This window comes from Pseudomonas hydrolytica, from assembly GCF_021495345.1.
Lineage (GTDB): Bacteria > Pseudomonadota > Gammaproteobacteria > Pseudomonadales > Pseudomonadaceae > Aquipseudomonas > Aquipseudomonas hydrolytica.
The window spans coordinates 645,116-667,737 of record NZ_CP099397.1; the positions used below are offsets into that span (position 1 = coordinate 645,116).

A 22,622-nucleotide genomic window follows, 5' to 3' on the forward strand; every position below is an offset into this window, starting at 1 on the left:
CACCCCACGGCCACGCAGGCGTCACCTGGAGACGAAGTCGTCGCCGACGGGCCGCTCAAGCCGGCTTGTGGTTGGGTTCGATGTGATAACTCAGGTTGCGCCGCGGGCTGAGGTACTCCAGCACCTCCAGCGGTAGCTGCGCCGGTCGCAGGCTGCGAGCGATGGCCAGCTTCGGCTCCTGCGCGAGGTCGAGGATCAGGGCTTCCTCCTTGGCTACCTCGGCGTCGTAGACAATCAGCGTGGGCTTGAGCGCCTGGCTCGGGTTCATGCCCAGCACCAGCGCATAGCGCTCATCCTCCAGCTGTACCAGGCTGCCCGGCGGGTAGATGCCCATGACCCGGATGAAGGCCTTCAGCGCCACCTCGTCGAAGCGCTCGCGCTGCTGCTTGAACATCAGCGCCAGGGCTTCGTGCGGGCTCAGCGCCTGGCGCGGGTCGAGCGGGTTGCACAGGTTGTCGAAGTGATTGGTGATGGCCACCAGGCGGCTCAGCCGGCCGATAGCGGCTTCGCGCAAACCGCGCGGGTAGCCACTGCCGTCGCAATGCTCGTGGTGCTCGTGGATGATGCGCAGCACCTCGTCGTCGAGCATCAGCTTCTGCCCCATGCGCAGGCCGAAGTCGCTGTGCATCTGCAGCAGTTGCTGCTCCGGGCGGGTCAGCGGCTCCGCCTTGAGCAGCACCTTGCTCGGTACTTCCAGCTTGCCGATATCGTGCAGCAGGGCGCCGAGCCCCAGGCTGTGGCAGGCCTCGCTGTCGAGGCCGAGCTGGCGCCCGAGCAGCAGGGACAGCACGGTGACGTTGAGGGCATGGAAGTAGCTGTCCTCGGCGGCCTTGCCGGTAATGCCGTGCAGCACCACGCCGGGTGCGCCGAGCAGCGTCTCGACCATCGCGCCGACGATGACGCCGGCCTGGCGCATGGCATCTTCGGGGCGGCTGCGCAGCGTCTGGTTGAGGGTCTTGATGCGCTGACTGGCCTCGATGAAGCGGCGATCCACATCAGCCAGACGCGTACGCAGCTGGCGCAGCCTCTCGGCGCGCTGTTGGCGCTCCTGGCTTTGCGGGTCCACGGTCGGTTCGGCAGGCGCTGGCGGTGGCGTGCTTTCGGCCTGGGCCAGGGGCGGACAATCGCTGCGTGCCGGGTCGTAGCGCAGCTGCTTGAGCTTGAGCGCGCGCAGGGCGCTGATCTGCGCCTCGTCCTTGATCTTGAAGCTGCTGAAGGCGAAATCGTGCTCCCACCAACTCAGGTCCAGGTGAACGTAAAGACCGATGCACAGCTGCTCGGGGGAGATGTAAGGAGTGTGGGCGGGCATGCCGTGCTCGCAGGCTGGTGGCTATCTGCCCGCAGTTTAGTCCGCCACGTGGTCGCCGGGCAGCCTTTCTTCCGCTGGGACGGTCAGGCCATCACGTCGATGTGATTGCCCAGATGTGGCGGATTGCTAGGCGCGCTGGCCGGTGCCGCCGACTGCACCAGGCCGGTGATGTTGGCGGCCTGCAGCTCCAGGGTCTTGCGCAGCAGCAGGAGCGACATCTGCGCAGAGATCTGCGCCGATGCCTGACTGGATACCTGGCTGGCGATGCTGCTCAGTTCCACGATGGCTTACTCATGCTGCGGGCTCAGGGGGTAGGCATACGCCTGTTCCGCCCAGGCCGCAATAGCCGCCCGGATTCTTCGCCAGGTACTGCTGGTGATAGGTTTCGGCGTAGTAGAAGGTCGGCGCTTCGCGAATCTCGGTGGTGATGCTGCCCAGGCCGGCCTTGTCCAGCTCTGCCTGGAAGCGCGCCTGGCTGGCCAGGGCGGCCTCCAGCTGGGCGTGGTCCTGGCAATAGATGGCCGAACGGTACTGGGTGCCCTGGTCGTTGCCCTGGCGCATGCCCTGGGTCGGGTTGTGCGCCTCCCAGAACACCTTGAGCAGCGCGTCGAAGCTGGTCTGCTGCGGATCGAACACCACCAGCACCACTTCGGTATGCCCGGTCAGGCCGGAGCAGACCTCCTCGTAGGTGGGGTTGGGGGTAAAGCCGCCGGCGTAGCCCACCGCCGTGCTGAACACGCCCGGCTGCTGCCAGAAGCGCCGTTCCGCGCCCCAGAAGCAGCCGAGGCCGAATACCGCCTGCTGCATCTGCGCCGGGAAGGGCGGCTTGATCGGATTGCCGTTGACATGGTGCTGCTGCGCCACGGGCAGGGGCTCGGCGCGGCCGGGCAGCGCCTGCTCGGCGGTCGGCAGGGCGAGCTTGTGGGCAAGAATCTGGGAACGCAGAACCATGGCGGTCTCCTGAACTATGGGCAGCTAATGGACCATCGGCCGTGCGGGATGTTACGTCCGCTGGTCGGCCGGGTGGTGGCTCTCGCCCTGTGGGCGGCACGGGTAGCGGCGCAGGCTGTCGATCAGCTCGCGGCCGGGAATGGGTTTGTCGAACAGATAGCCCTGGCCGACATCGCATTTCTGGCGGCGCAGGAAGCCGAGCTGGGCGCCGGTCTCGATGCCTTCGGCGACCACCTTGAGCTTGAGATTGTGGGCCATGGCGATCACCGCCGAGGTGATTTCCATGTCGTCCTGGTTGTCGGGGATGTCCTTGATGAAGCTGCGATCGATCTTGATCACGTCGATGGGAAACTTCTTCAGGTAGCTGAGCGAGGAGTAGCCGGTACCGAAGTCGTCCATCGCCAGGGTCAGGCCCAGGCTCTTGAGACGGCCGAGCTGGTGGCGAGTGTCTTCGGTGGCCTCCAGCAGCAGGCTCTCGGTCAGCTCCAGCTCCAGCAGCCGCGGGTCGAGCTGCTCCTCGTGCAGGATGGCGGCGATGGAGCCGACCAGGTCGGGGTCGGAGAACTGCTTGGGCGACAGGTTGATTGCCACCTGCAACTCGCCCAGGCCGATGGCGGCGATCTGCTTGCTCATGCGGCAGGCCTGGCGCACCACCCACTTGCCGATGGGGATGATCAGGCCGGTTTCCTCGGCGACGCTGATGAACTGGTCCGGGCGGATCATGCCCTTTTCCGGATGGTGCCAGCGCAGCAGCGCCTCCATGCCGAGCAACTGGCCGTTCTTCAGGCACAGCTTGGGTTGGTAGAACACCTCCAGCTCGCTCTGGGTCAGGGCGCGGCGCAGGTTGTTCTCGACGAACAGCTTGTAGTTGGCCTCGGCATTCAGCGCCTCGGTGAACAGCTGGACCTGGTGCTTACCGTTGGCCTTGGCCTTGTGCAGAGCCAGACCGGCGTGCTTCATCAGCGTCTGCGGGTCGTCGCCATGCTCCGGGGCCAGGGCCAGGCCGAGGGAGCCGGTGATGCTGATCAGCTGATTGTCGACGAACAGCGGCTTGTCCAGGGTCTGCAGCACCTGATGAGCCACGCGCAGGCCGCAGTCCTGGTCGCAGCCGTCGAGCAGGATGGCGAACTCGTTGCTGGCGAAGCGCGCCAGGGTGCCTTTGGCGCCGAGGCTGTTGCGCAGGCGCCGGGCCAGGGCCGAGAGCAGCTTGTCGCCGGTCTGGTGGCCGAGGCTGTCATTGATGCGCTTGAAATTGTCGATGTCCACCAGCAGCAGACCGAGCGGCGGGCGCGGGCTATGGGCGAAGCGCTCCTCGAGGCTGCGGATGAAGGCAGGGCGGTTGCCGAGGTTGGTCAGGTTGTCGGTGTAGGCCAGGCGCTCGATGCGCTGTTGGGCCAGCTTGGCCTCGGTGACATCTTCGTAGATGCCGATGTAATGGGTCAGCTCGCCGTCGTCGCCATAGACCTTGGAGATCGACAGGTGGCCCCAGTAGGGCTCCAGATTCTTGCGCCGGCTGCGGAATTCGCCCTGCCAGCTGCTGTGCTCGGCGAGGCTGGAACGGGCATCGAACAGCAGATCGCTGAGATTGGCCAGGGCCGGCAGTTCGGACAGACGATGGCCGCAGACCTCGTCGCTGCTGTACAGGGTGATCGCGGTGAAGCTGGGGTTGACGTACTCCACCCGGCCGTCGCGGTCGACCAGCAGAAAGGCGCTGGCGCTCTGTTCGACGGCGCGCTGGAACAGGTGCAGGGCGCTGGTGGCGTGGCGCTTCTGCTGATTGATCAGCACCTGGGCGAACTGATCGGCCAGCTCGCCGGCGAAGGCGATCTCGTCGGCCTGCCAGGTGCGCGGGCCGCCAACGTGTTCCAGGCAGAGCACACCGACCACTTCGCCTTCGATGCGAATGCTGGCGTCGAGCATCGAGCAGATGCCCAGCGGCTGCAGGTAGCTGGCGGTCAGTTCGCAGGTACGCGGGTCGTGCTGGGCGTCATGGGCGTCGATGGCGCGGCCGCTGTGCAGCGCCTGCAGATACTGCGGGAAACTGCGCGCGTCTATCGAGGGCAGCTGTTCATGGCGGTCCAGATCGCGGCGGTACAGCGACACCGAGTCCAGATGGTGACTGCCCAGCTTCCAGATGCCGGCGCGCGCGACGCCGTAGACCTCGCAGGCGGCCTGGGTGATCAGTTCGGCCGCCTCCTGCTGCGGGTTGCTGGAGGCGTAGCGCTGGCGCGCCAGGCGCACGATCAACTGCTGCTGTGTGCGTGAGCGCGCCAGGTGCTGCAGGTGGTCATCCTGGGTGCGCTGGTACTGCTGCAGGGAACTGCGCAGTTGCTGGTTCTGCGTGTGCAGCTCCTGTTCGGTGGCGGCGTACCGATCGAGGCTTTCGTCCGCCACCAGCAGATAGCCGCGCAGCAATTGGCGGTTGCGCTGCTTGAACGGTTCGCCCACCTCCAGCAGCGTGAGGGCGCCCTGCGGCGTATGCAGGGTGTAACGCACCAGGTAGTGCGGACCTTGCAGCAGCTGCTGCTGGATGGCGTCGTGCAGGCGGTAGCGCGCCTCGGGTTCCATCAGGCTGGCGTAGGGAGCATCCACCAGCGCGCACAGATCGCTGGCGCTGATGCCCAGCTGGCGTTCGCAGGCCGGGTCGAGAAACAGCAGGGCCCAGCTTGGCTCGTTCAAGCGCTCGAAACGCAACATGCCGAGCCGCGAGGGCACTGGCAACTGCGTCACAACCTCGGCTGCCGAGCGGGTGCCGGCATCGGGATGGCTTTTCATTGGGCGTTGGGCTTCCAGTATGCTGACCAGGCGAGGCTTCCGTTCTCGGTACAGGGCCGCTGCCAAGGGGGCAGCGGCATGGACGGAGGCTAGGGCTCAGGCCTACTTCACTATAGCGTTCGGCAAGGGTGCATGATGCAAACGATACTGACAAGAAAACTCATGGCCATGGTGCTTGGCGGAGCACTTTTTGTGGCCATGCCGGCGGTTGCCAGCGCCGATGACGCGGCAACGTTGCAGGGCGCCGAGCAGGTTGCCTACCTCGATGGCCTCAAGCGCCTGTACCTGACCGACAACGAGCGCCAGGCGCTGCTGGCGCACAGCAATGCGCTGCTCGACACCTATGCCCTGCGCGCCGGCTACCAGGTCGGCCAGGCGCAACGCCAGGACCTGCTGTACCGCATCAGTCTCGGTGCGGCCGGCGAACTGATCCTGCGCGAGGAAAGCCGGGGCGCCGAGGGCACCGCCATCTCCGTGCGCAATCAGCGGTTCTCGGTGTTCGGCATCGATCCCTTCATCCGTTACGAGTGCCCTGCCGGCGGCGTGCGTTGCGTGCTGATCAATCCGGGCGACGGCAGCCCCTTGCTGACCATCCTGCGCGATCACCAGGGCGCTGCGGAGCTGGCCAAGGCTCTGAGCTTCCTGATTCGCAACGTGCAGAAGGGATAAGGCAGCCACCCACGCAGGCGCGTGCAGGGAGGCCATGCCCTGCGGCGTGTTCGCAGTGCCCCCGATGTGTTCCTGCCTGGCGTGCCGCGCCATAAAAAAACCCCGCCTGGATGGGCGGGGTTGAGGGACGAGCGTGGCGTGCTCGAAACGGTTTACAGCAGGATGGTGCGGATGTCGGCCAGCAGCTGCGACAGACGCTGGGTGAAGCGCGCCGCGGCAGCGCCATTGATCACCCGGTGGTCGTAGGACAGCGACAGCGGCAGCATCAGCTTGGGCTGGAAGGCCTTGCCGTCCCACACCGGCTGCATGGTGGCCTTGCTCACACCGAGAATCGCCACTTCCGGCGCGTTGACGATCGGCGTGAAGCCGGTGCCGCCAATGTGGCCGAGGCTGGAGATGGTGAAGCAGGCGCCCTGCATGTCATCAGCCGAGAGCTTCTTGGTGCGGGCCTTGTCGGCCAGTGCGGCGGCTTCGCCGGCCAGCTGCAGCAGGCTCTTCTGGTCGACGTTCTTGATCACCGGCACCAGCAGGCCGTCCGGCGTATCGACGGCGAAGCCGATGTGCACGTACTTCTTGCGGATGAGCGCCTTGCCGCTCGGGGCCAGCGAACTGTTGAAGTCCGGCAGTTCCTTGAGCAGGTGGGCACAGGCCTTGAGCAGCAGCGGCAGCACGGTCAGCTTGACGCCGGCCTTTTCCGCCACGGCCTTCTGCGCGACGCGGAAGGCTTCCAGGTCGGTGATGTCGGCCGAGTCGAACTGGGTCACGTGTGGCACGTTGAGCCAGCTGCGGTGCAGGTTGGCGGCGCCGACCTGCATCAGGCGGGTCATCGCCACTTCTTCGATTTCACCGAACTTGCTGAAGTCCACGGCCGGGATCGGCGGAATGCCGGCGCCACCCGTAGCGGCTGCAGCTGCCTGCGGTGCGGCCTTGGCCTTGTGCATCATCGCCTTGACGTACGCCTGCACGTCTTCCTTGAGGATGCGACCTTTCGGGCCGGTGCCGGCGATATCCGCCAGTTCCACGCCGAAATCGCGGGCCAGCTGACGCACGGCCGGGCCGGCATGCACCTTGGCGCCATCGCGCTTGGGCGCATTGGCGACTTCGGCGGCAGCAGCCGACAGCGAGGCGATGGCGCGCACTTCGGCGGCCACTTCCGGCGCCGCACCTTCCGGCACACGGTGCACTTCCTGGCTGGCTTGCGCCGGGGCGGGTGCAGAAGCAGAGCCGGCTACCTTGAGCTTGAGGATCAGGTCGCCGGTGCCGATTTCGTCATCCAGCTTGACCAGCACTTCTTCCACCACGCCGGCAGCCGGCGAGGGGATCTCCATGGAGGCTTTGTCGGATTCCAGGGTCAGCAGGCTCTGGTCGGCTTCGATGCTGTCGCCGGCCTTGACCATGATCTCGATGACCTTGCCCTTGGCGCTGGAGCCGATGTCTGGCACGCGTACGTCCTGCACGCTGCTGCCGCTCGGTGCGGCGGCCGGTGCAGGGGTTGCAGCGGGTGCGGCGGCCTGCGCGGGAGCGGCTGCCGGAGTAGCAGCTGCGGGGGCAGCGCCTTCGACCTTGAGCTTGAGGATCAGGTCGCCGGTGCCGATCTCGTCGTCCAGCTTGACCAGCACCTGCTCCACCACGCCGGCAGCCGGTGCAGGGATTTCCATGGAGGCCTTGTCGGACTCCAGGGTCAGCAGGCTCTGGTCGGCTTCGATGCGGTCGCCGACCTTGACCATGATCTCGATGACCTTGCCCTTGGCGCTGGAGCCGATGTCCGGCACGTGCACGTCCTGCACGCTGCTGCCGGTGGCAGCGGCGGCGGGTGCGGCTGCCGGAGCGGCCGCTTGCGGGGCCTGGGCAGGCGCAGCTTCGGCTTTCGGCGCCGGTGCGGCTTGCGCAGCCCCTTCGACTTCCAGCACCAGCAGCTCGTCGCCTTCCTTCAGGCGGTCGCCGATCTTGACCTTGATTTCCTTGACCACGCCGGCCTTGGGCGAGGGCACTTCCATGGAGGCCTTGTCGGACTCCAGGGTCAGTACGCTCTGCTCGGCGTCGATACGGTCGCCGACCTTGACCAGCAGTTCAATCACCTCGCCTTCACCGCCGAGGTCGGGTACGCGAATCAACTCACTCATCGCTACGCTCCTTAGCAGTCCAGGGGGTTGGCTTTGTCGGCGTCGATGCCAAACTTGGCGATGGCGTCAGCCAGCACCTTGGCTTCGATTTCGCCACGGTCTACCAGGGCTTCCAGGGCGGCCAGCACGACCCAGTTGCGATCCACTTCGAAGAAGTGACGCAGCTGCTTGCGGCTGTCGCTGCGGCCGAAGCCGTCGGTGCCCAGCACCTTGTATTCCTTGCTCGGTACCCACTGACGAACCTGCTCGGCGAACAGCTTCATGTAGTCGGTGGAGGCGATGACCGGACCCTTGCGACCGCTGAGGCACTGCTCGATGTAGGTCTGCTGCGGCTTCTGGCCCGGGTGCAGGCGGTTGCGACGCTCCACGGCCAGGCCGTCGCGGCGCAGTTCGTTGAAGCTGGTGACGCTCCATACATCGGCACCGATGTTGTACTCGTCGCGCAGGATCTTCGCCGCTTCGCGCACTTCGCGCAGAATGGTGCCGGAACCCAGCAGCTGCACGTGGTGTGCGGCTTCCTTCTTGTCTTCCTCGAGCAGGTACATGCCCTTGATGATGCCTTGCTCGATACCCTCCGGCATGGCCGGCTGCTGGTACGACTCGTTCATCACGGTGATGTAGTAGAAGATGTCCTGCTGCTCTTCGGTCATCTGGCGAATGCCTTCGCGGATGATCACGGCGAGCTCGTAGCCATAGGTCGGGTCGTAGGTGCGGCAGTTGGGGATGGTCGCTGCCAGCATGTGGCTGTGACCGTCTTCATGCTGCAGGCCTTCACCGTTGAGGGTGGTACGGCCGGCGGTGCCGCCGATCAGGAAACCACGGGTGCGGCTGTCGCCAGCGGCCCAGGCCAGGTCGCCGATACGCTGGAAGCCGAACATCGAGTAGAAGATGTAGAACGGCAGCATCGGCTGGTTGTGGTTGGAGTACGAGGTACCGGCGGCGATGAAGGAGCTCATGGCGCCGGCTTCGTTGATGCCTTCCTCGAGGATCTGACCCTTCTTGTCCTCCTTGTAGAACATCACCTGGTCTTTATCGACCGGCTCGTACAGCTGGCCGACCGAGGAGTAGATGCCGAGCTGACGGAACATGCCTTCCATACCGAAGGTACGGGCCTCGTCCGGGATGATCGGAACGATGCGCTGGCCCAGTTCCTTGTCCTTGACCAGCTGCGCGAGGATGCGCACAAAGGCCATGGTGGTGGAGATTTCGCGGTCGCCCGAGCCGTCGAGGATGGCCTTGAGGGTATCCAGCGGCGGAGTGGGGATGCTGAAGCTCTTCTGCCGGCGCTGCGGGACGAAGCCGCCCAGCGCGTTGCGGCGCTCGTGCAGGTACTTGTACTCGGGGCTGCCCGGCTCCGGTTTGACGAACGGCAGCTTTTCCAGGTCCTCGTCCTTGACCGGAATGTCGAAGCGGTCGCGGAACTGGCGCAGGCTGTCGACATCGACCTTCTTGGTGTTGTGCGCGGTGTTCTTCGCTTCACCGGCGCCGGTACCGTAGCCCTTGATGGTCTTGGCCAGGATCACGGTCGGCTGGCCGCTGTGGTTCACGGCCTGATGGTAGGCCGCGTAGACCTTGTACGGGTCGTGGCCGCCACGGTTGAGCTTCCAGATCTCGTCGTCGGAGAGGTCCTTGACCATCTCCTTGAGTTCCGGGCTATTGAAGAAGTTTTCGCGCACATAGGCGCCGTCTTTGGCCTTGTAGTTCTGGTATTCGCCGTCGACCACTTCGTCCATGCGACGCTGCAGGGCGCCGTCCTTGTCCTTGGCGAACAGCGGGTCCCAGAAACGACCCCAGACCACCTTGTTGACGTTCCACTGGGCGCCGCGGAACACGCCTTCGAGTTCCTGGATGATCTTGCCGTTGCCGCGCACCGGGCCGTCGAGGCGCTGCAGGTTGCAGTTGATGACGAAGATCAGGTTGTCCAGCTTCTCGCGGCCGGCCAGGGAAATGGCGCCGAGGGATTCCGGCTCGTCGCACTCGCCGTCGCCCATGAAGCACCAGACCTTCTGCTTGCCGGCGGGGATGAAGCCGCGCGCTTCCAGGTACTTCATGAAGCGGGCCTGGTAGATGGCCTGGATCGGGCCGAGGCCCATGGAGACGGTGGGGAACTGCCAGAAGTCCGGCATCAGCCAGGGGTGCGGATAGGAGGACAGACCCTTGCCGTCCACTTCGCGGCGGAAGTTCTGCATCTGCTCTTCGCTGATGCGCCCTTCCATGAAGGCGCGGGCGTAGACGCCGGGGCTGGCGTGGCCCTGATAGAACACCAGGTCGCCGCCGTGTTCTTCGGTCGGGGCCTGGAAGAAGTAGTTGAAGCCGATGTCGTACAGGGTCGCCGAGGAGGCGAAGCTGGAAATGTGGCCACCCAGATCCGGGTCGTCCAGGTTGGTGCGCATCACCATGGCCAGGGCGTTCCAGCGCACCAACGAGCGGATGCGGCGCTCCATGAACAGGTCGCCGGGCATGCGCGCTTCGTGGGTGACCGGGATGGTGTTGCGGTACGGCGTGGTGATCGCGTAGGGCAGTTGCGCACCGCTACGGGTGGCCAGCTCGCCCAGACGGGTCATCAGGTAATGGGCACGGTCTTCACCCTCACGGTCGAGGACGGATTCAAGGGCGTCCAGCCATTCCTGGGTTTCGATCGGATCGAGGTCTTGCATGGCTTGCTCCAGGGCGGAAAGGCTTCCAGAATCGGAGGCCAGTTGGATCTCGCCGGCTTTTTGAGCGGGCGAGTTGAAATTCTTGGATTTACCGGGGGTAGGACCGGCCGCTTGTAGTTTTACTACATTCCGACGCCGGATTCAGCCCTCTGGATACAATTCTTTAGTAGTAAAACTACAATCCGCGGTTCTGCCGGCCGCGCGCGCCCTGCGCCAGTGGGGCTTCGGGCGGTTGTGCCGTGCGTCCGGCAACCCGCCAAAAGGATAGACCATGAGCCTGCCGTCGCCGGTCGAATTGCCCTCTTCTCTGATCCCCCTGGCCGAGCGTGCCGAGCAGTCGCTACAGGCTGCATTGCTCGAACATGAGGCGCTGCCTGCAAAGCTGGCGCAGTGGCCGCAGGCGCGGCGCGAGGCCTGGCGTCAGGTCACGGCACTCAGCGACTTCGTCAGCGAGCAGGCGATCCGCGATCCGCAGATGTTCATGGCGTTGGCCGACTCCGGCGAGCTGGAGCGCAGCCTGAAGCCCGGCGAGTTGCGCGATCAGCTGGCAACGCTGCTGGCCGAGTGTGCCGACGAGGACGCGCTCGGCCGCTGCCTGCGGCGCTTTCGCAACCGCCAGCAGCTGCGCATCATCTGGCGCGACTTCAGCCGCCAGGCGGCGCTGGCCGAGACCTGCCGCGATCTCTCCGATCTGGCCGACGCCTGCATCGATCTGGCCTACCACTGGCTCTATCCGCGCCATTGCCAGCAGTTCGGCACGCCGATCGGTCGACGCAGCGGCCAGGCGCAGCACATGGTCATCCTCGGCATGGGCAAGCTCGGCGCCCATGAGCTGAATCTGTCTTCGGACATCGATCTGATCTTCGGCTACCCGGAAGGCGGCGAGACCGAAGGGGTCAAGCGGCCGCTGGATAACCAGGAGTTCTTTATCCGCCTCGGGCAAAAGCTCATAAAAGCCCTGGACGCCATCACCGTCGATGGCTTCGTGTTCCGTACCGATATGCGCCTGCGCCCCTATGGTTCATCCGGTGCGCTGGTATTCAGCTTCAATGCGCTGGAGCAGTACTACCAGGATCAGGGGCGCGACTGGGAGCGCTACGCCATGATCAAGGCGCGCGTGGTCGGCGGCGACCAGGCCGCCGGCGCCGAGCTACTGGAGATGCTGCGGCCCTTCGTCTACCGGCGCTATCTGGATTTCTCCGCCATCGAGGCGTTGCGCGCGATGAAGCTGCTGATCCAGCAGGAGGTGCGGCGCAAGGGCATGAGCGAGAACATCAAGCTCGGTGCCGGCGGCATCCGCGAGATCGAGTTCATCGCCCAGGCCTTCCAGCTGATTCATGGCGGGCGCGACCTCAGCCTGCAGCAGCGGCCCCTGCTCAAGGTGCTGGCGACCCTCGAGGGCCAGGGCTATCTGCCGCCCGCGGTGGTGGCGGAGATGCGCGAGGGTTACGAGTTTTTGCGCTACACCGAGCACGCCCTGCAGGGCATCGGCGACCGGCAGACGCAGATGCTGCCGGCGGACGCGCGCGACCAGGCGCGGGTGGCGGCGATCATGGGCTTTGCCGACTGGGCGAGTTTCCATGAGCGTCTGATGCACTGGCGCGGGCGCATCGAATGGCATTTCCAGCAGGTGATCGCCGATCCGGACGAGGATGAGGCCGCCGCCGGTAGCGCCTGCGTGGGCGCCGAGTGGCTGCCGCTGTGGGAAGCGGCCATCGACGAGGAAAGCGCTGCGCGCCAACTGCAGGAGGCGGGCTTCGTCGAGCCGCTGGTCGCGCTCAAGCGTCTTGGCGACCTGCGCAATGGGCCGCAGGTTCGCGCCATGCAGCGCCTGGGGCGTGAGCGGCTGGATGCCTTCGTGCCGCGTCTGCTGGCCGAGACGGTCGAGCACGAGGCGCCGGACCGCGTGCTGGAGCGGGTGCTGCCGCTGGTGGAAAAGGTGGCGCGGCGCTCGGCCTACCTGGTGCTGCTCTCGGAAAACCCCGGTGCCCTGCAGCGGCTGATCAGCCTGTGCGCCGCCAGCCCGTGGATCGCCGAGCAGATCGCACGCTTCCCGCTGCTGCTCGACGAACTGCTCAACGAAGGCCGGCTCTACCATCCGCCGCTGGCGCCGGAGCTGGCGGCCGAGCTGCGCGAGCGGCTGATCCGCATCCCCGAGGACGACCTGGAACAGCAGATGGAGGCGCTGCGTCACTTCAAGCTGGCCCACAGCCTGCGCGTGGCCGCCTCGGAAATCGCCGGCACGCTGCCCCTGATGAAGGTCTCTGACTACCTGACCTGGCTGGCCGAGGCCATTCTCGATCAGGTGCTGGCGCTGGCCTGGCAGCACACGGTGCAGCGTCATGGCCGGCCGTTTCGTACCGATGGCACGCCCTGCGACCCCGATTTCATCATCGTCGGCTACGGCAAGGTCGGCGGCCTGGAGTTCGGCCACGGCTCGGATCTGGACCTGGTGTTTATCCATGACGGCGATCCGCAGGCCGAGACCGACGGCGCCAAGCCCATCGACGGCGCGCAGTTCTTCACCCGCCTGGGCCAGCGCATCATCCACCTGCTGACCACCCAGACCACCTCCGGCGCGCTGTACGAGGTGGACATGCGCCTGCGGCCCTCCGGCGCGGCGGGGCTCCTGGTCAGCTCGCTCGGCGCCTTCCAGCGCTATCAGGAAAACGAGGCCTGGACCTGGGAGCACCAGGCGCTGGTGCGCGCGCGGGTGCTGGTGGGCTGCCAGCGTCTGGCCGGCGAGTTCGCCCGCGTGCGCGGCGAGGTGCTGGGGCGGCAGCGCGAAGTGGCGGCGCTGCGCACCGAGGTCAGCGAGATGCGGGCGAAGATGCGCGACAACCTCGGCACCCGCGCCACCGCCGCCGGCACCGCGGAAAACGCCTTCGACGCAGCGGCTTCCTTCGATCTGAAGCAGGACGCCGGTGGTATCGTCGATATCGAATTTATGGTGCAATACGCGGCCCTGGCCTGGTCGTGGCAATACCCGCAACTGCTCGAATTCACCGACAACATTCGCATCCTCGAGGGGCTCGAACGCGTTGGTCTGATGTCGTCCGAAGATGCCGGTCTGCTGCGTGAGGTCTACAAGATTTACCGCTCGGCTGCCCACCGCCAGGCGCTGCAGAAGCAGCCCGGGGTGGTGCCGGGCGATCAGTTCCAGGACGAGCGCCGCGCCGTGATGCGCCTGTGGCGCGAACTGGGGCTGAGTTGAATGACGGGGCTGCGGCCCCACCTAATTGTTCGAACCGTGAAGCGAATTTGAGGAGCAGGCAAGATGTCGATGTCCGACCGTGATGGCGTGATCTGGTACGACGGCGAGCTGGTGCCGTGGCGCGAAGCCAACACCCATGTGCTGACCCACACCCTGCATTACGGCATGGGCGTGTTCGAGGGCGTGCGCGCCTACAACACCCCGGACGGCACCGCCATCTTCCGCCTGCAGGCGCACACCGACCGCCTGTTCGATTCGGCGCATATCTTCAACATGCAGATCCCCTTCTCCAAGGAAGAGATCAACGAAGCGCAGCGCACCGCGGTGCGAGAAAACGGCCTGGAAAGCGCCTATCTGCGTCCGATGGTGTTCTTCGGCAGTGAGGGCATGGGCCTGCGCGCCTCGGGTCTCAAGGTGCACGTGATCGTCGCCGCCTGGCACTGGGGCGCCTACATGGGCGAGGAAGCGTTGGTCAGCGGCATCAAGGTGCGCACCAGTTCCTACACCCGTCACCACGTCAACATCTCCATGACCCGCGCCAAGGCCAACGGCAACTACATCAACTCGATGCTGGCCCTGCAGGAAGCCATCTCCGGCGGTGCCGACGAGGCCATGCTGCTGGACCCGGAGGGTTACGTGGCCGAGGGTTCGGGCGAGAACATCTTCCTGGTCAAGGACGGTGTGGTGTACACCCCGGAAGTGACCTCCTGCCTCAACGGCATCACCCGCAGCACCATCCTGACCCTGGCTGCCGAGCATGGCATCAAGGTGGTGGAGAAGCGCATCACCCGCGACGAGGTGTACATCGCCGACGAAGCCTTCTTTACCGGTACCGCCGCCGAGGTCACGCCGATCCGCGAAGTGGATGGTCGTCAGATCGGCATCGGCCGCCGCGGCCCGGTCACCGAGAAGCTGCAGAAAGCCTACTTCGACCTGGTCACCGGCAAGACCAGCGCCCACGCCGAGTGGCGTACGCTGGTCAAGTAAGCGATTCCTCGAAGGCTCGACGGGGAGGCGAAAGCCTCCCTGGTCGTTTCTGGAAAAGATATGAAGATATTGATCGTTGGGCCCAGCTGGGTGGGCGACATGGTGATGGCGCAGACCCTGTTCCAGTGCCTGAAGCAGCGCCATCCCGAATGCGAGATCGACGTGCTGGCGCCCGAGTGGAGCCGGCCGATTCTCGAGCGCATGCCCGAGATGCGCGCCGCGCTGAGCCTGCCGCTGGGCCATGGCGTGCTCGATCTGGCCACGCGCCGGCGCATCGGCAAGTCGCTGGCCGGCCAGTACGACCAGGCCATCCTGCTGCCCAATTCGCTGAAGTCCGCACTGGTGCCCTGGTTCGCCGGGATTCCCAAGCGCACCGGCTGGAAGGGCGAGATGCGCTATGGCCTGCTCAACGATATCCGCAAGCTGGACAAGGCGCGCTATCCGCTGATGATCGAGCGCTTCATGGCGCTGGCCTATGAGCCGGGCGCCGCCTTGCCGCAGCCTTATCCGCAGCCGCGTCTGCAGATCGATGAGGCCAGTCGCGAGGCCGCTCTGGCCAAGTTCGAGCTGCAGCTGGATCGCCCGGTGCTGGCGCTGTGTCCCGGCGCCGAGTTCGGCGAGGCCAAGCGCTGGCCGGCCGAGCACTATGCCAAGGTCGCCGAGATCAAGATTCGCGCCGGCTGGCAGGTCTGGCTGTTCGGTTCGAAGAACGACCATGCCGGCGGCGAGGACATTCGCATGCGCCTGATCCCGGGCCTGCGCGAAGAAGTCAGCAACCTCTCCGGGCAGACCAGCCTGGCCGAGGCCATCGACCTGATGTCCGCCGCCACGGCGGTGGTGTCCAACGATTCCGGCCTGATGCACGTGGCAGCGGCGCTGAATCGCCCGCTGGTGGCCGTCTACGGCTCCACTTCGCCGGGTTTCACGCCGCCCTTGGCCGACCAGGTGGAAATCGTGCGCCTGGGACTGGACTGCAGCCCCTGTTTCGAGCGCACCTGTCGCTTTGGTCACTACAACTGCCTGCGCGAGCTCAAGCCGCGGCCGGTGATCGAGGCGCTGGACCGTTTGGTCGGCGATCCGCTGGCATTGGTCGAGGGCGACTGATTTGCGGGTGCTGATCATCAAGACCTCGTCGCTGGGCGACGTGGTGCATACCCTGCCGGCACTGACCGATGCGGCTCGCGCCATTCCCGGCATCCGCTTCGACTGGGTGGTGGAGGAAGGCTTCGCCGAGATTCCCGCCTGGCATCCGGCCGTTTCCCAGGTGATTCCGGTGGCCATCCGTCGCTGGCGCAAGCACCCGCTGCGCACCTGGCGCAGCGGCGAATGGGCGCGCTTCAAGCAGCGTCTGCGCGAAACCCGTTACGACCTGGTGATCGATGCCCAGGGCCTGCTCAAGAGTGCCTGGCTGACGCGCTACGTGCAGGCGCCGGTGGCCGGGCTGGATCGCGATTCGGCGCGTGAACCGCTGGCCAGCCGCTTCTATGACCGGCGCTACGCAGTGGCCAGGGATCAGCATGCCCTGGAGCGCGTGCGCCAGTTGTTCGCCCAGGCGCTGGATTATCCACTGCCGGCCGGCAGCGGCGACTATGGCCTGAATCGCGCGGCGATGATGGACGCCGTGGCGCAGCCCTATCTGGTGTTCCTGCATGGCACCACCTGGGCCAGCAAGCACTGGCCGGAAGCCGACTGGCGCGCCCTGGCCGAGCGCATGGACGAGCTGGGCTGGGCCGTGCGCCTGCCCTGGGGCAACGAGACGGAGAAGGCACGTGCCGAACGCATCGCCGCCGGCCTCACGCATGCCGCCGTGCTGCCGAAACTGAACCTGGCCGGCGTAGCCAAGGTGATCGCTGGCGCCAGCGCCTGCGTTTCCGTCGACACCGGTCTCGGTCATTTGGCTGCGGCGCTGGATGTGCCGAACATTTCCCTCTACGGTCCGACCCTGCCCGGCAAGGTGGGCGCCTATGGCCGTAGCCAGATTCATCTGTGCGCCAGTGGCCCGAACGCCGGCAGCGGTGACCGTGACAAGCCCTGCTTCGATGGCCTCGGTGCAGAGCGCGTTGGCCTGGAACTGGAGGCGCTGCTGCTGGCGCCTCCCGGCACCCTTTAAGGAGCGGCTATGCAACTGGCCTTCGTTCTCTACAAGTACTTCCCGTTCGGCGGGCTGCAGCGCGACTTCATGCGCATCGCCCTGGAGTGCCAGGCGCGCGGCCATGCCATTCGCGTCTACACGCCGATCTGGGAAGGGGAAAACCCAGGCGGCTTCGACGTGCGCGTGGCGCCGGTGCGTGCGCTGTTCAATCACCGCCGCAACGAGAAGTTCACGGCCTGGCTGCAGGCGGACCTGGCGCGCGATCCGGTCGACCGGGTGATCGGCTTCAACAAGATGCCGGGTCTCGACGTGTACTACGCCGCCGACGGCTGTTTCGAGGACAAGGCGCAGACCCTGCGCAACCCGATCTATCGCCGCTGGGGCCGCTACAAGCACTTCGCCGATTATGAACGCGCGGTGTTCGCGCCCGAATCGAAGACCGAGATCCTGATGATTTCCGAGGTGCAGCAGCCACTGTTCATCAAGCACTACAACACCCCGCTGCAGCGCTTTCACCTGCTGCCGCCGGGCATCGCCCAGGATCGCCGCGCGCCGGCCAATGCGGCCGAGATTCGCGCCGAATTCCGCCGCGAATTCAAGCTGGCCGACGACGACCTGCTGCTGGTGCAGATCGGTTCCGGTTTCAAGACCAAGGGCCTGGATCGCAGCCTCAAGGCGCTGGCCTCGCTGCCGCGCGAGCTGCGCAAGCGCACGCGCCTGATCGCCATCGGCCAGGATGATCCCAAACCCTTCCTGCTGCAGATCAAGGCGTTGGGTCTGTCCGATCAGGTGCAGATCCTCAAGGGGCGCAGCGACATTCCGCGCTTTCTGCTCGGCGCCGATCTGCTGATTCACCCGGCCTACAACGAGAACACCGGCACCGTACTGCTGGAGGCGCTGGTCTCCGGCCTGCCGGTGCTGGTCACCGATGTCTGCGGCTACGCCCACTACATCGCCGATGCCGATTGCGGGCGCGTGCTGTCCAGCCCGTTCGAGCAGGAGCAGCTCAACCGCACCCTGGCCGACATGCTCGCCGACCCCGAGCGTCGTGCATTTTGGGGGCGCAACGGCCTGGCCTACGCCGACAGCGCCGACCTGTATTCGATGCCGAAGAAGGCCGCCGATGTGATCCTTGCGGAGAAGCGCGCGTGAAGCTGATGCTCGCCGAACCCTTCAAGAGGCTGTGGGCGGGCCGCGATGCCTTCGAGGCCGTCGAGGCGCTGCAGGGCCAGGTCTACCGCGAGCTGGAAGGCCGCCGCACCCTGCGCACCGAAGTCGACGGCCGTGGCTACTTCGTCAAGATCCACCGTGGCATCGGTTGGGGCGAGATCGCCAAGAACCTGCTCACTGCCAAGGCCCCAGTGCTGGGCGCCGGGCAGGAGTGGCAGGCCATCGCCCGCCTGACCGAGGCCGGGGTGCCGACCATGACCGCGGTAGCCTATGGCGAGCGCGGCGCCAATCCGGCCAGCCAACACTCGTTCATCATTACCGAGGAACTGGCGCCGACCGTCGACCTGGAACAGCTCAGCCTGAACTGGGCGCAGCAGCCACCCAAGCCTGTGCTCAAATGGGCGCTGATTCGCGAGGTAGCGCAGATGACCGGCACCATGCACCGTGCCGGCGTCAATCATCGCGACTGTTATATCTGTCATTTCCTGCTGCATACCGACCGGCCGATTCAGGCCGATGACCTGCGCCTGTCGGTCATCGACCTGCACCGCGCCCAGGTACGCAGCGCCACGCCAAGGCGCTGGCGCGACAAGGACCTGGCAGCATTGTATTTTTCTGCGCTGGATATCGGCCTGACCCGCCGCGACAAGCTGCGCTTTCTACGCAGCTACTTCCAGCGTCCTCTGCGCCAGGTACTGCGCGATGAGGCGCGCCTGCTCGCCTGGCTGGAGCGCAAGGCGGCGAAACTGTACGAGCGTAAGCAGCGTTATGGAGATCGACTGTAGATGTCGGAGAGCAAGACATTGATCGGCCCTGGGGTGAGCGTCGCGCTCGTACCCTGTCCGGCGCTCGGAGATACCACTTTGTTCCTGCGCCTGGCCTGGCGTCTGCAGGCCGCTGGCGCGAAGGTCAGCCTGGCTTCCGCTTCGTTGGCCTCTATACATGAGTACCTGCCGGGTCTGGAAATAATCGGCGGCAAACCCGATGTGGTGGGTCTGGCAGAGCGCAATGACCTGGTGATCTGTGCCATCGACTGGCAGGTCGACGCGCCGCTGGGCAATGTGGCCTATCTGGCTGGCAAGAAGCTGCCACGCGCATTCAAGCCCGAGCAACAACCCGTGTCACTGTTCGGGTATGAGATCGCCGGGGCGCATAACGTGATCTGTCGCGATCCGAAGGCCGGCAAGAGCATGGTGCAATGGATCGATCTTTATGCCGAGCAGATACTGGGGCTCGACCTGACTCAGCCCATTGCAGGCCTGCAGGCGATGCCTGTTCCGCCGGCGGATGCGGAGCGGCGCGTCGCGATTTTTCCAACGACGCCCCATGCCAGCAAGAACTTTTCATGCTCTGGGTTTCGCCGTCTGGCACGTTCTCTGGCTGCCAGAGGGTGGCTGGTCGAGTTCGTTGTAATCCCCGCCGAGCAGCAGAGGTTGAGTGCTGAATACGCAGACTACAGGGTGCATGCCTTCGCGGATCTGAAAGGGCTCGTCGACTTTCTGCGTACATGCTCCGTTGTCATCAGCAACGACTCTGGAGGCGGGCATCTCGGTTCGCTCATGGGGCTGCGTACGTTCACCATTACCCGCCGTCGTACCGATTTCACCTGGCGTCCGGGTTTCAATGAGCTCAATTACGTGATCAATCCGGTGCTGAGCTTCAAGTGGCTGGGCAATACGGTCTGGCGCCCTTTCATTCCGCTGCGCCGGATCGTGCAGGCCTTGCCGAACTGGAAGGGACGGCAGGCATGACGACTTGGAAGCATGACCTGCAACATCCGCAATTGCTTGAGGCTTTCGGTACGCTCGAGGCCGTATTCGCCCTCAAGGGAGAGCGCCTCACTTCCGATCCCCTGTCCGAGGTGATCCGCGTCGAGCTCGACGGCGTGCGCTATTACGTCAAGCGCTACTGGGGCGCCGGCAAGGGGCTGCGCCGCTATCTGGGGCGGCCGCGGGTCAAGGCCGAATGGCAGAATCTCAAGCTCTTCGCCAAGTGGGGCATTCCCACCGCGCCGATCATCGCGCATGGGCTGGAGCGCCGCGCCGGCGCGTTCGTGCGCGGTGCGCTGGTGACTCGCGAGCTGGAAAACACCCGCGACATGGCCGAGATGGCCAGTCAGGGCGATCCGCGGCTGCATGATTCGCACTGGGTGGCAGCGGTCAGTCGGCAACTGGCGAACCATACCCGGACGCTGCACGACCATAGCTTCACCCACAACGATCTCAAGTGGCGCAACCTGCTGGTCAATGACAAGGCCGAGCTGTTCTTCATCGATTGCCCCACCGGCAGCTTCTGGTGGGGCCCCTTGCTGCGTTACCGCATCGTCAAGGACCTGGCCTGCCTGGACAAGGTCGCCAAATACCATCTGTCGCGCACGCAACGCCTGCGCTTCTACCTGCAATATCGCCAGCGCAGTCGGCTGAGTCGTGGTGACAAGCAGCGTGTGCTGCAGATTCTCAGGTTCTTCGAGGGACGCGAATGAGTGATTTCATCGCCGCGCAGGATCGCGCGCTGCTCGAGCGTCACGGCCTTTCCAGTTTCGAGGCGCTGTGGGCGCTGCAACTGGAGGCCGTGGATGAGCCCAACACCGAGCGCGGTGGCTGGAGCACGGTGTATCGCCTTGAGCTGGACGACCGCGCCTTCTACCTCAAGCGGCAGAGCAATCACCTGACTTACAGCCTGCTGCGCCCGTTCGGTGAGCCAACCTTCGCTCGCGAGTTTCGCAACATTCGCCGTTATGCCGAATTGGACATTCCGGCCTTGCAGGCTGCCTTCTTTGCCGAGCGCAAAGTACCCGGCGAGCGCCGCGCTATCCTGCTGACCCGTGCGCTGGATGGCTGGCAGGATCTGGACAGCTGGTTGGCGCGCTGGCAGACCGTCGACGCCGCGCGGCGTACAGCTGTCCTGCGTGCCTGTGGCGAGCTGGCGCGATGCCTGCACCAGGCTGGGCAGGTGCATGGCTGCTTCTATCCCAAGCACATCTTCCTGCGCGAGCAGGGCGATAACGTCGAGGCGCAACTGATCGACCTGGAGAAGACCCGGCCATTGTTGCTGGGGCGACGTGATCGAATCAGGGATTTGGAACCCCTGTTGCGCCGCGCCAGGGTCTGGAGCGAGGCCGAGGTGCGCGAGCTGCTGGTGGCCTATCTGGGCAGCCCTGCGCAGGTCGATATCTGGTGGCGGCTGCTCGAGGCGCGCCAGCGCCACAAGGAGGCGCGTTGATGCCTTTGCACAAGCTGAGTCAGGCCGGGCGGACGCCGACACTGCCGCTGACGCTGGAGCTGGCAGGCGAGCCTCTGGTGCTGGAACGCCTGCTACGCGTGTTGCCGGGGCAGCGTTATGTCGGCGTGGCCCATTGGCTGGGGCGCCAGGTGCTGGCCAAGGTGCTGGTGGGCGGCAAGGCGCAGCGGCATTTTCAGCGTGAGCTGGAGGGCGCCGAACGGATGGCGCGGCAGGGACTGGACACGCCGGAGCTGCTGGCGCACGGATTCGTCGAGGGGCAGGGCGGCTGGCTGTTGTTCGAGTATCTGGATGGCGCGCAGAGTCTCTGGCAGGCCTGGCGCGAGGTCGCGCAGCAGCCGCTGCTCGGCGATGGCCAGCAAGGCGTACTGGCAGAAGCGCTGGGCGCCATCGGGCGGATGCATGCGCAGGGCCTGTGGCAGGACGATCTGCATCTGGACAACCTGCTGCGGCACGAGGGGCGCCTGTACCTGATCGATGGCGGCGGCGTGCGTTGGGAAACGCCGGGCCAGCCACTGTCCCGCGCGCACGTGCTGGAAAATCTCGGCGTGTTCTTCGCTCAGTTGCCGGCCGAGCTGGATCCCTTTCTCGAAGAGCTGCTGATCCACTATCTGCTAGCCAATGGCGAGCACGCGTTGCCTCTGGAAATGCTCCAGGCCGAGATCGCCAAGGTGCGTCGCTGGCGTCTGCGCGATTATCTGAAGAAGGCGGCGCGCGACTGCAGCCTGTTCGCCGCGCGCATCGGCGCCTTCGGCCTGCGCGTGGTGCGTCGCGAGGCCGAGGCGGCCCTGCAGCCGCTGCTGTCCGACCTGGATGCTCGCATCGAGGCCGGGCATATCTACAAGACCGGTGGCGCCGCCACGGTGGCGCGCGTCGAGCTCGATGACCGGCAGCTGGTGGTCAAGCGCTACAACGTGAAGAACTGGCTGCACTGGCTCAAGCGCTTCTGGCGACCCAGCCGCGCCTGGCACAGCTGGATCGAAGGCAATCGCCTGGAGCTGCTCGGCATCGCCACGCCGCGCCCGTTGGCGGTGATCGAGCGGCGCTGGTGCTGGCTACGGGGCCGCGCATACCTGATTACCGACTATTGCGGCGGGCAGGATATAATTGCGCGTTTTGAGGCATACAAGCAGGCCGTACCCCCGGAAAACGAGCTGCTGGCGCTGGATCGACTGTTCGCTGCCCTGCTGCGCGAGCGCATCAGCCACGGCGATTTCAAGGGGCACAACCTGTTCTGGGATGACGCGCAGGGCGCCTGGTCGCTGATCGACCTGGATGCCATGCGCCAGCATCACAGTACGCGCAGTTTCGCCCGGGCCTATGCCCGCGACCGCGCCCGTTTTCTGCGCAACTGGCCGGCGGACTCCGCCCTGCACCAGTTGCTCGACCAACGTTTACCGCAGGTGCCCGGCACCTGCCCGAATTAGAGGCTCAA

17 protein-coding genes are annotated in these 22,622 nt (G+C 65.6%); 11 read left to right on the forward strand and 6 right to left on the reverse strand.

Annotation, left to right across the window (positions count from 1 at the left end):
- Positions 1 to 55: 55 nt before the first annotated feature.
- From L1F06_RS03000 to L1F06_RS03015, 4 genes are all read right to left on the reverse strand, one after another.
- Positions 56 to 1,309 (reverse strand): cyclic di-GMP phosphodiesterase, encoded by a 1,254-nt coding sequence (locus L1F06_RS03000; RefSeq protein ID WP_096827520.1) that lies wholly within the window; start codon positions 1,307 to 1,309, stop codon positions 56 to 58.
- A gap of 83 nt (positions 1,310 to 1,392) precedes the next feature.
- Positions 1,393 to 1,590: a putative motility protein gene (locus L1F06_RS03005; RefSeq protein ID WP_041772794.1), complete on the reverse strand. Its 198-nt coding sequence runs from the start codon at positions 1,588 to 1,590 to the stop codon at positions 1,393 to 1,395.
- A 10-nt stretch (positions 1,591 to 1,600) separates the two neighbouring features.
- On the reverse strand, positions 1,601 to 2,260 hold the full coding sequence (gene msrA / locus L1F06_RS03010; protein WP_129481873.1) for a peptide-methionine (S)-S-oxide reductase MsrA: 660 nt from the start codon (positions 2,258 to 2,260) through the stop codon (positions 1,601 to 1,603).
- Between the two features lie 51 nt (positions 2,261 to 2,311).
- On the reverse strand, positions 2,312 to 5,035 hold the full coding sequence (locus L1F06_RS03015; protein WP_129481872.1) for a putative bifunctional diguanylate cyclase/phosphodiesterase: 2,724 nt from the start codon (positions 5,033 to 5,035) through the stop codon (positions 2,312 to 2,314).
- Between the two features lie 162 nt (positions 5,036 to 5,197).
- Between L1F06_RS03015 and L1F06_RS03020 the strand changes: the two genes are divergently transcribed.
- Positions 5,198 to 5,704, forward strand: coding sequence for a hypothetical protein (locus L1F06_RS03020; protein ID WP_036987361.1), 507 nt, complete (start codon positions 5,198 to 5,200; stop codon positions 5,702 to 5,704).
- A gap of 152 nt (positions 5,705 to 5,856) precedes the next feature.
- Here the strand turns inward: L1F06_RS03020 and aceF are convergent, their stop codons facing one another.
- Both aceF and aceE read right to left on the reverse strand, forming a co-directional pair.
- Positions 5,857 to 7,827, reverse strand: a complete 1,971-nt coding sequence (aceF, locus tag L1F06_RS03025) for a dihydrolipoyllysine-residue acetyltransferase (RefSeq protein ID WP_129481871.1) — start codon at positions 7,825 to 7,827, stop codon at positions 5,857 to 5,859.
- A gap of 11 nt (positions 7,828 to 7,838) precedes the next feature.
- On the reverse strand, positions 7,839 to 10,484 hold the full coding sequence (gene aceE, locus L1F06_RS03030) for a pyruvate dehydrogenase (acetyl-transferring), homodimeric type (protein ID WP_129481870.1): 2,646 nt from the start codon (positions 10,482 to 10,484) through the stop codon (positions 7,839 to 7,841).
- Positions 10,485 to 10,755: 271 nt separating this feature from the next.
- Here aceE and glnE point away from each other — a divergent pair, with 271 nt between their 5' ends.
- The 10 genes from glnE (at position 10,756) to L1F06_RS03080 (ending at position 22,614) form a co-directional block, all read left to right on the forward strand.
- Positions 10,756 to 13,698: a bifunctional [glutamate--ammonia ligase]-adenylyl-L-tyrosine phosphorylase/[glutamate--ammonia-ligase] adenylyltransferase gene (gene glnE / locus L1F06_RS03035; protein ID WP_129481869.1), complete on the forward strand. Its 2,943-nt coding sequence runs from the start codon at positions 10,756 to 10,758 to the stop codon at positions 13,696 to 13,698.
- Between the two features lie 63 nt (positions 13,699 to 13,761).
- Entirely contained in the window at positions 13,762 to 14,685 is a 924-nt protein-coding gene (locus L1F06_RS03040; protein WP_003246614.1) for a branched-chain amino acid transaminase, read from the forward strand.
- 60 nt (positions 14,686 to 14,745) lie between these two features.
- Positions 14,746 to 15,789 carry a lipopolysaccharide heptosyltransferase II gene (gene waaF, locus L1F06_RS03045; protein WP_129481868.1) on the forward strand — a complete coding sequence of 348 codons (1,044 nt, stop codon included), beginning with the start codon at positions 14,746 to 14,748 and terminating at the stop codon, positions 15,787 to 15,789.
- A 1-nt stretch (position 15,790) separates the two neighbouring features.
- Entirely contained in the window at positions 15,791 to 16,795 is a 1,005-nt protein-coding gene (waaC, locus tag L1F06_RS03050; RefSeq protein WP_129481867.1) for a lipopolysaccharide heptosyltransferase I, read from the forward strand.
- 9 nt (positions 16,796 to 16,804) lie between these two features.
- Positions 16,805 to 17,929, forward strand: coding sequence for a glycosyltransferase family 4 protein (locus L1F06_RS03055; RefSeq protein ID WP_129481866.1), 1,125 nt, complete (start codon positions 16,805 to 16,807; stop codon positions 17,927 to 17,929).
- On the forward strand, positions 17,926 to 18,732 hold the full coding sequence (gene rfaP / locus L1F06_RS03060; RefSeq protein WP_129481865.1) for a lipopolysaccharide core heptose(I) kinase RfaP: 807 nt from the start codon (positions 17,926 to 17,928) through the stop codon (positions 18,730 to 18,732). The genes L1F06_RS03055 and rfaP overlap by 4 nt, the downstream gene beginning before the upstream one ends.
- On the forward strand, positions 18,733 to 19,698 hold the full coding sequence (locus L1F06_RS03065) for a glycosyltransferase family 9 protein (protein ID WP_129481864.1): 966 nt from the start codon (positions 18,733 to 18,735) through the stop codon (positions 19,696 to 19,698).
- Positions 19,695 to 20,429 (forward strand): lipopolysaccharide kinase InaA family protein, encoded by a 735-nt coding sequence (locus L1F06_RS03070; RefSeq protein WP_003246603.1) that lies wholly within the window; start codon positions 19,695 to 19,697, stop codon positions 20,427 to 20,429. The genes L1F06_RS03065 and L1F06_RS03070 overlap by 4 nt, the downstream gene beginning before the upstream one ends.
- Positions 20,426 to 21,169, forward strand: a complete 744-nt coding sequence (locus L1F06_RS03075) for a lipopolysaccharide kinase InaA family protein (RefSeq protein WP_129481863.1) — start codon at positions 20,426 to 20,428, stop codon at positions 21,167 to 21,169. The genes L1F06_RS03070 and L1F06_RS03075 overlap by 4 nt, the downstream gene beginning before the upstream one ends.
- Positions 21,169 to 22,614: a lipopolysaccharide kinase InaA family protein gene (locus L1F06_RS03080; protein WP_129481862.1), complete on the forward strand. Its 1,446-nt coding sequence runs from the start codon at positions 21,169 to 21,171 to the stop codon at positions 22,612 to 22,614. The genes L1F06_RS03075 and L1F06_RS03080 overlap by 1 nt, the downstream gene beginning before the upstream one ends.
- Positions 22,615 to 22,622: the final 8 nt, after the last annotated feature.

Coding starts and splice junctions, on each gene's coding strand:
- L1F06_RS03080 (WP_129481862.1), top strand. CDS start 21,169: ATGCCTTTGCACAAGCTGAGTCAGGCCGGGCGGACGCCGACACTGCCG.
- L1F06_RS03075 (WP_129481863.1), top strand. CDS start 20,426: ATGAGTGATTTCATCGCCGCGCAGGATCGCGCGCTGCTCGAGCGTCAC.
- aceE (WP_129481870.1), bottom strand. CDS start 10,484: ATGCAAGACCTCGATCCGATCGAAACCCAGGAATGGCTGGACGCCCTT.
- L1F06_RS03000 (WP_096827520.1), bottom strand. CDS start 1,309: ATGCCCGCCCACACTCCTTACATCTCCCCCGAGCAGCTGTGCATCGGT.
- aceF (WP_129481871.1), bottom strand. CDS start 7,827: ATGAGTGAGTTGATTCGCGTACCCGACCTCGGCGGTGAAGGCGAGGTG.
- L1F06_RS03040 (WP_003246614.1), top strand. CDS start 13,762: ATGTCGATGTCCGACCGTGATGGCGTGATCTGGTACGACGGCGAGCTG.
- L1F06_RS03070 (WP_003246603.1), top strand. CDS start 19,695: ATGACGACTTGGAAGCATGACCTGCAACATCCGCAATTGCTTGAGGCT.
- L1F06_RS03055 (WP_129481866.1), top strand. CDS start 16,805: ATGCAACTGGCCTTCGTTCTCTACAAGTACTTCCCGTTCGGCGGGCTG.
- L1F06_RS03020 (WP_036987361.1), top strand. CDS start 5,198: ATGGCCATGGTGCTTGGCGGAGCACTTTTTGTGGCCATGCCGGCGGTT.
- glnE (WP_129481869.1), top strand. CDS start 10,756: ATGAGCCTGCCGTCGCCGGTCGAATTGCCCTCTTCTCTGATCCCCCTG.
- waaF (WP_129481868.1), top strand. CDS start 14,746: ATGAAGATATTGATCGTTGGGCCCAGCTGGGTGGGCGACATGGTGATG.
- L1F06_RS03065 (WP_129481864.1), top strand. CDS start 18,733: ATGTCGGAGAGCAAGACATTGATCGGCCCTGGGGTGAGCGTCGCGCTC.
- L1F06_RS03015 (WP_129481872.1), bottom strand. CDS start 5,035: ATGAAAAGCCATCCCGATGCCGGCACCCGCTCGGCAGCCGAGGTTGTG.
- msrA (WP_129481873.1), bottom strand. CDS start 2,260: ATGGTTCTGCGTTCCCAGATTCTTGCCCACAAGCTCGCCCTGCCGACC.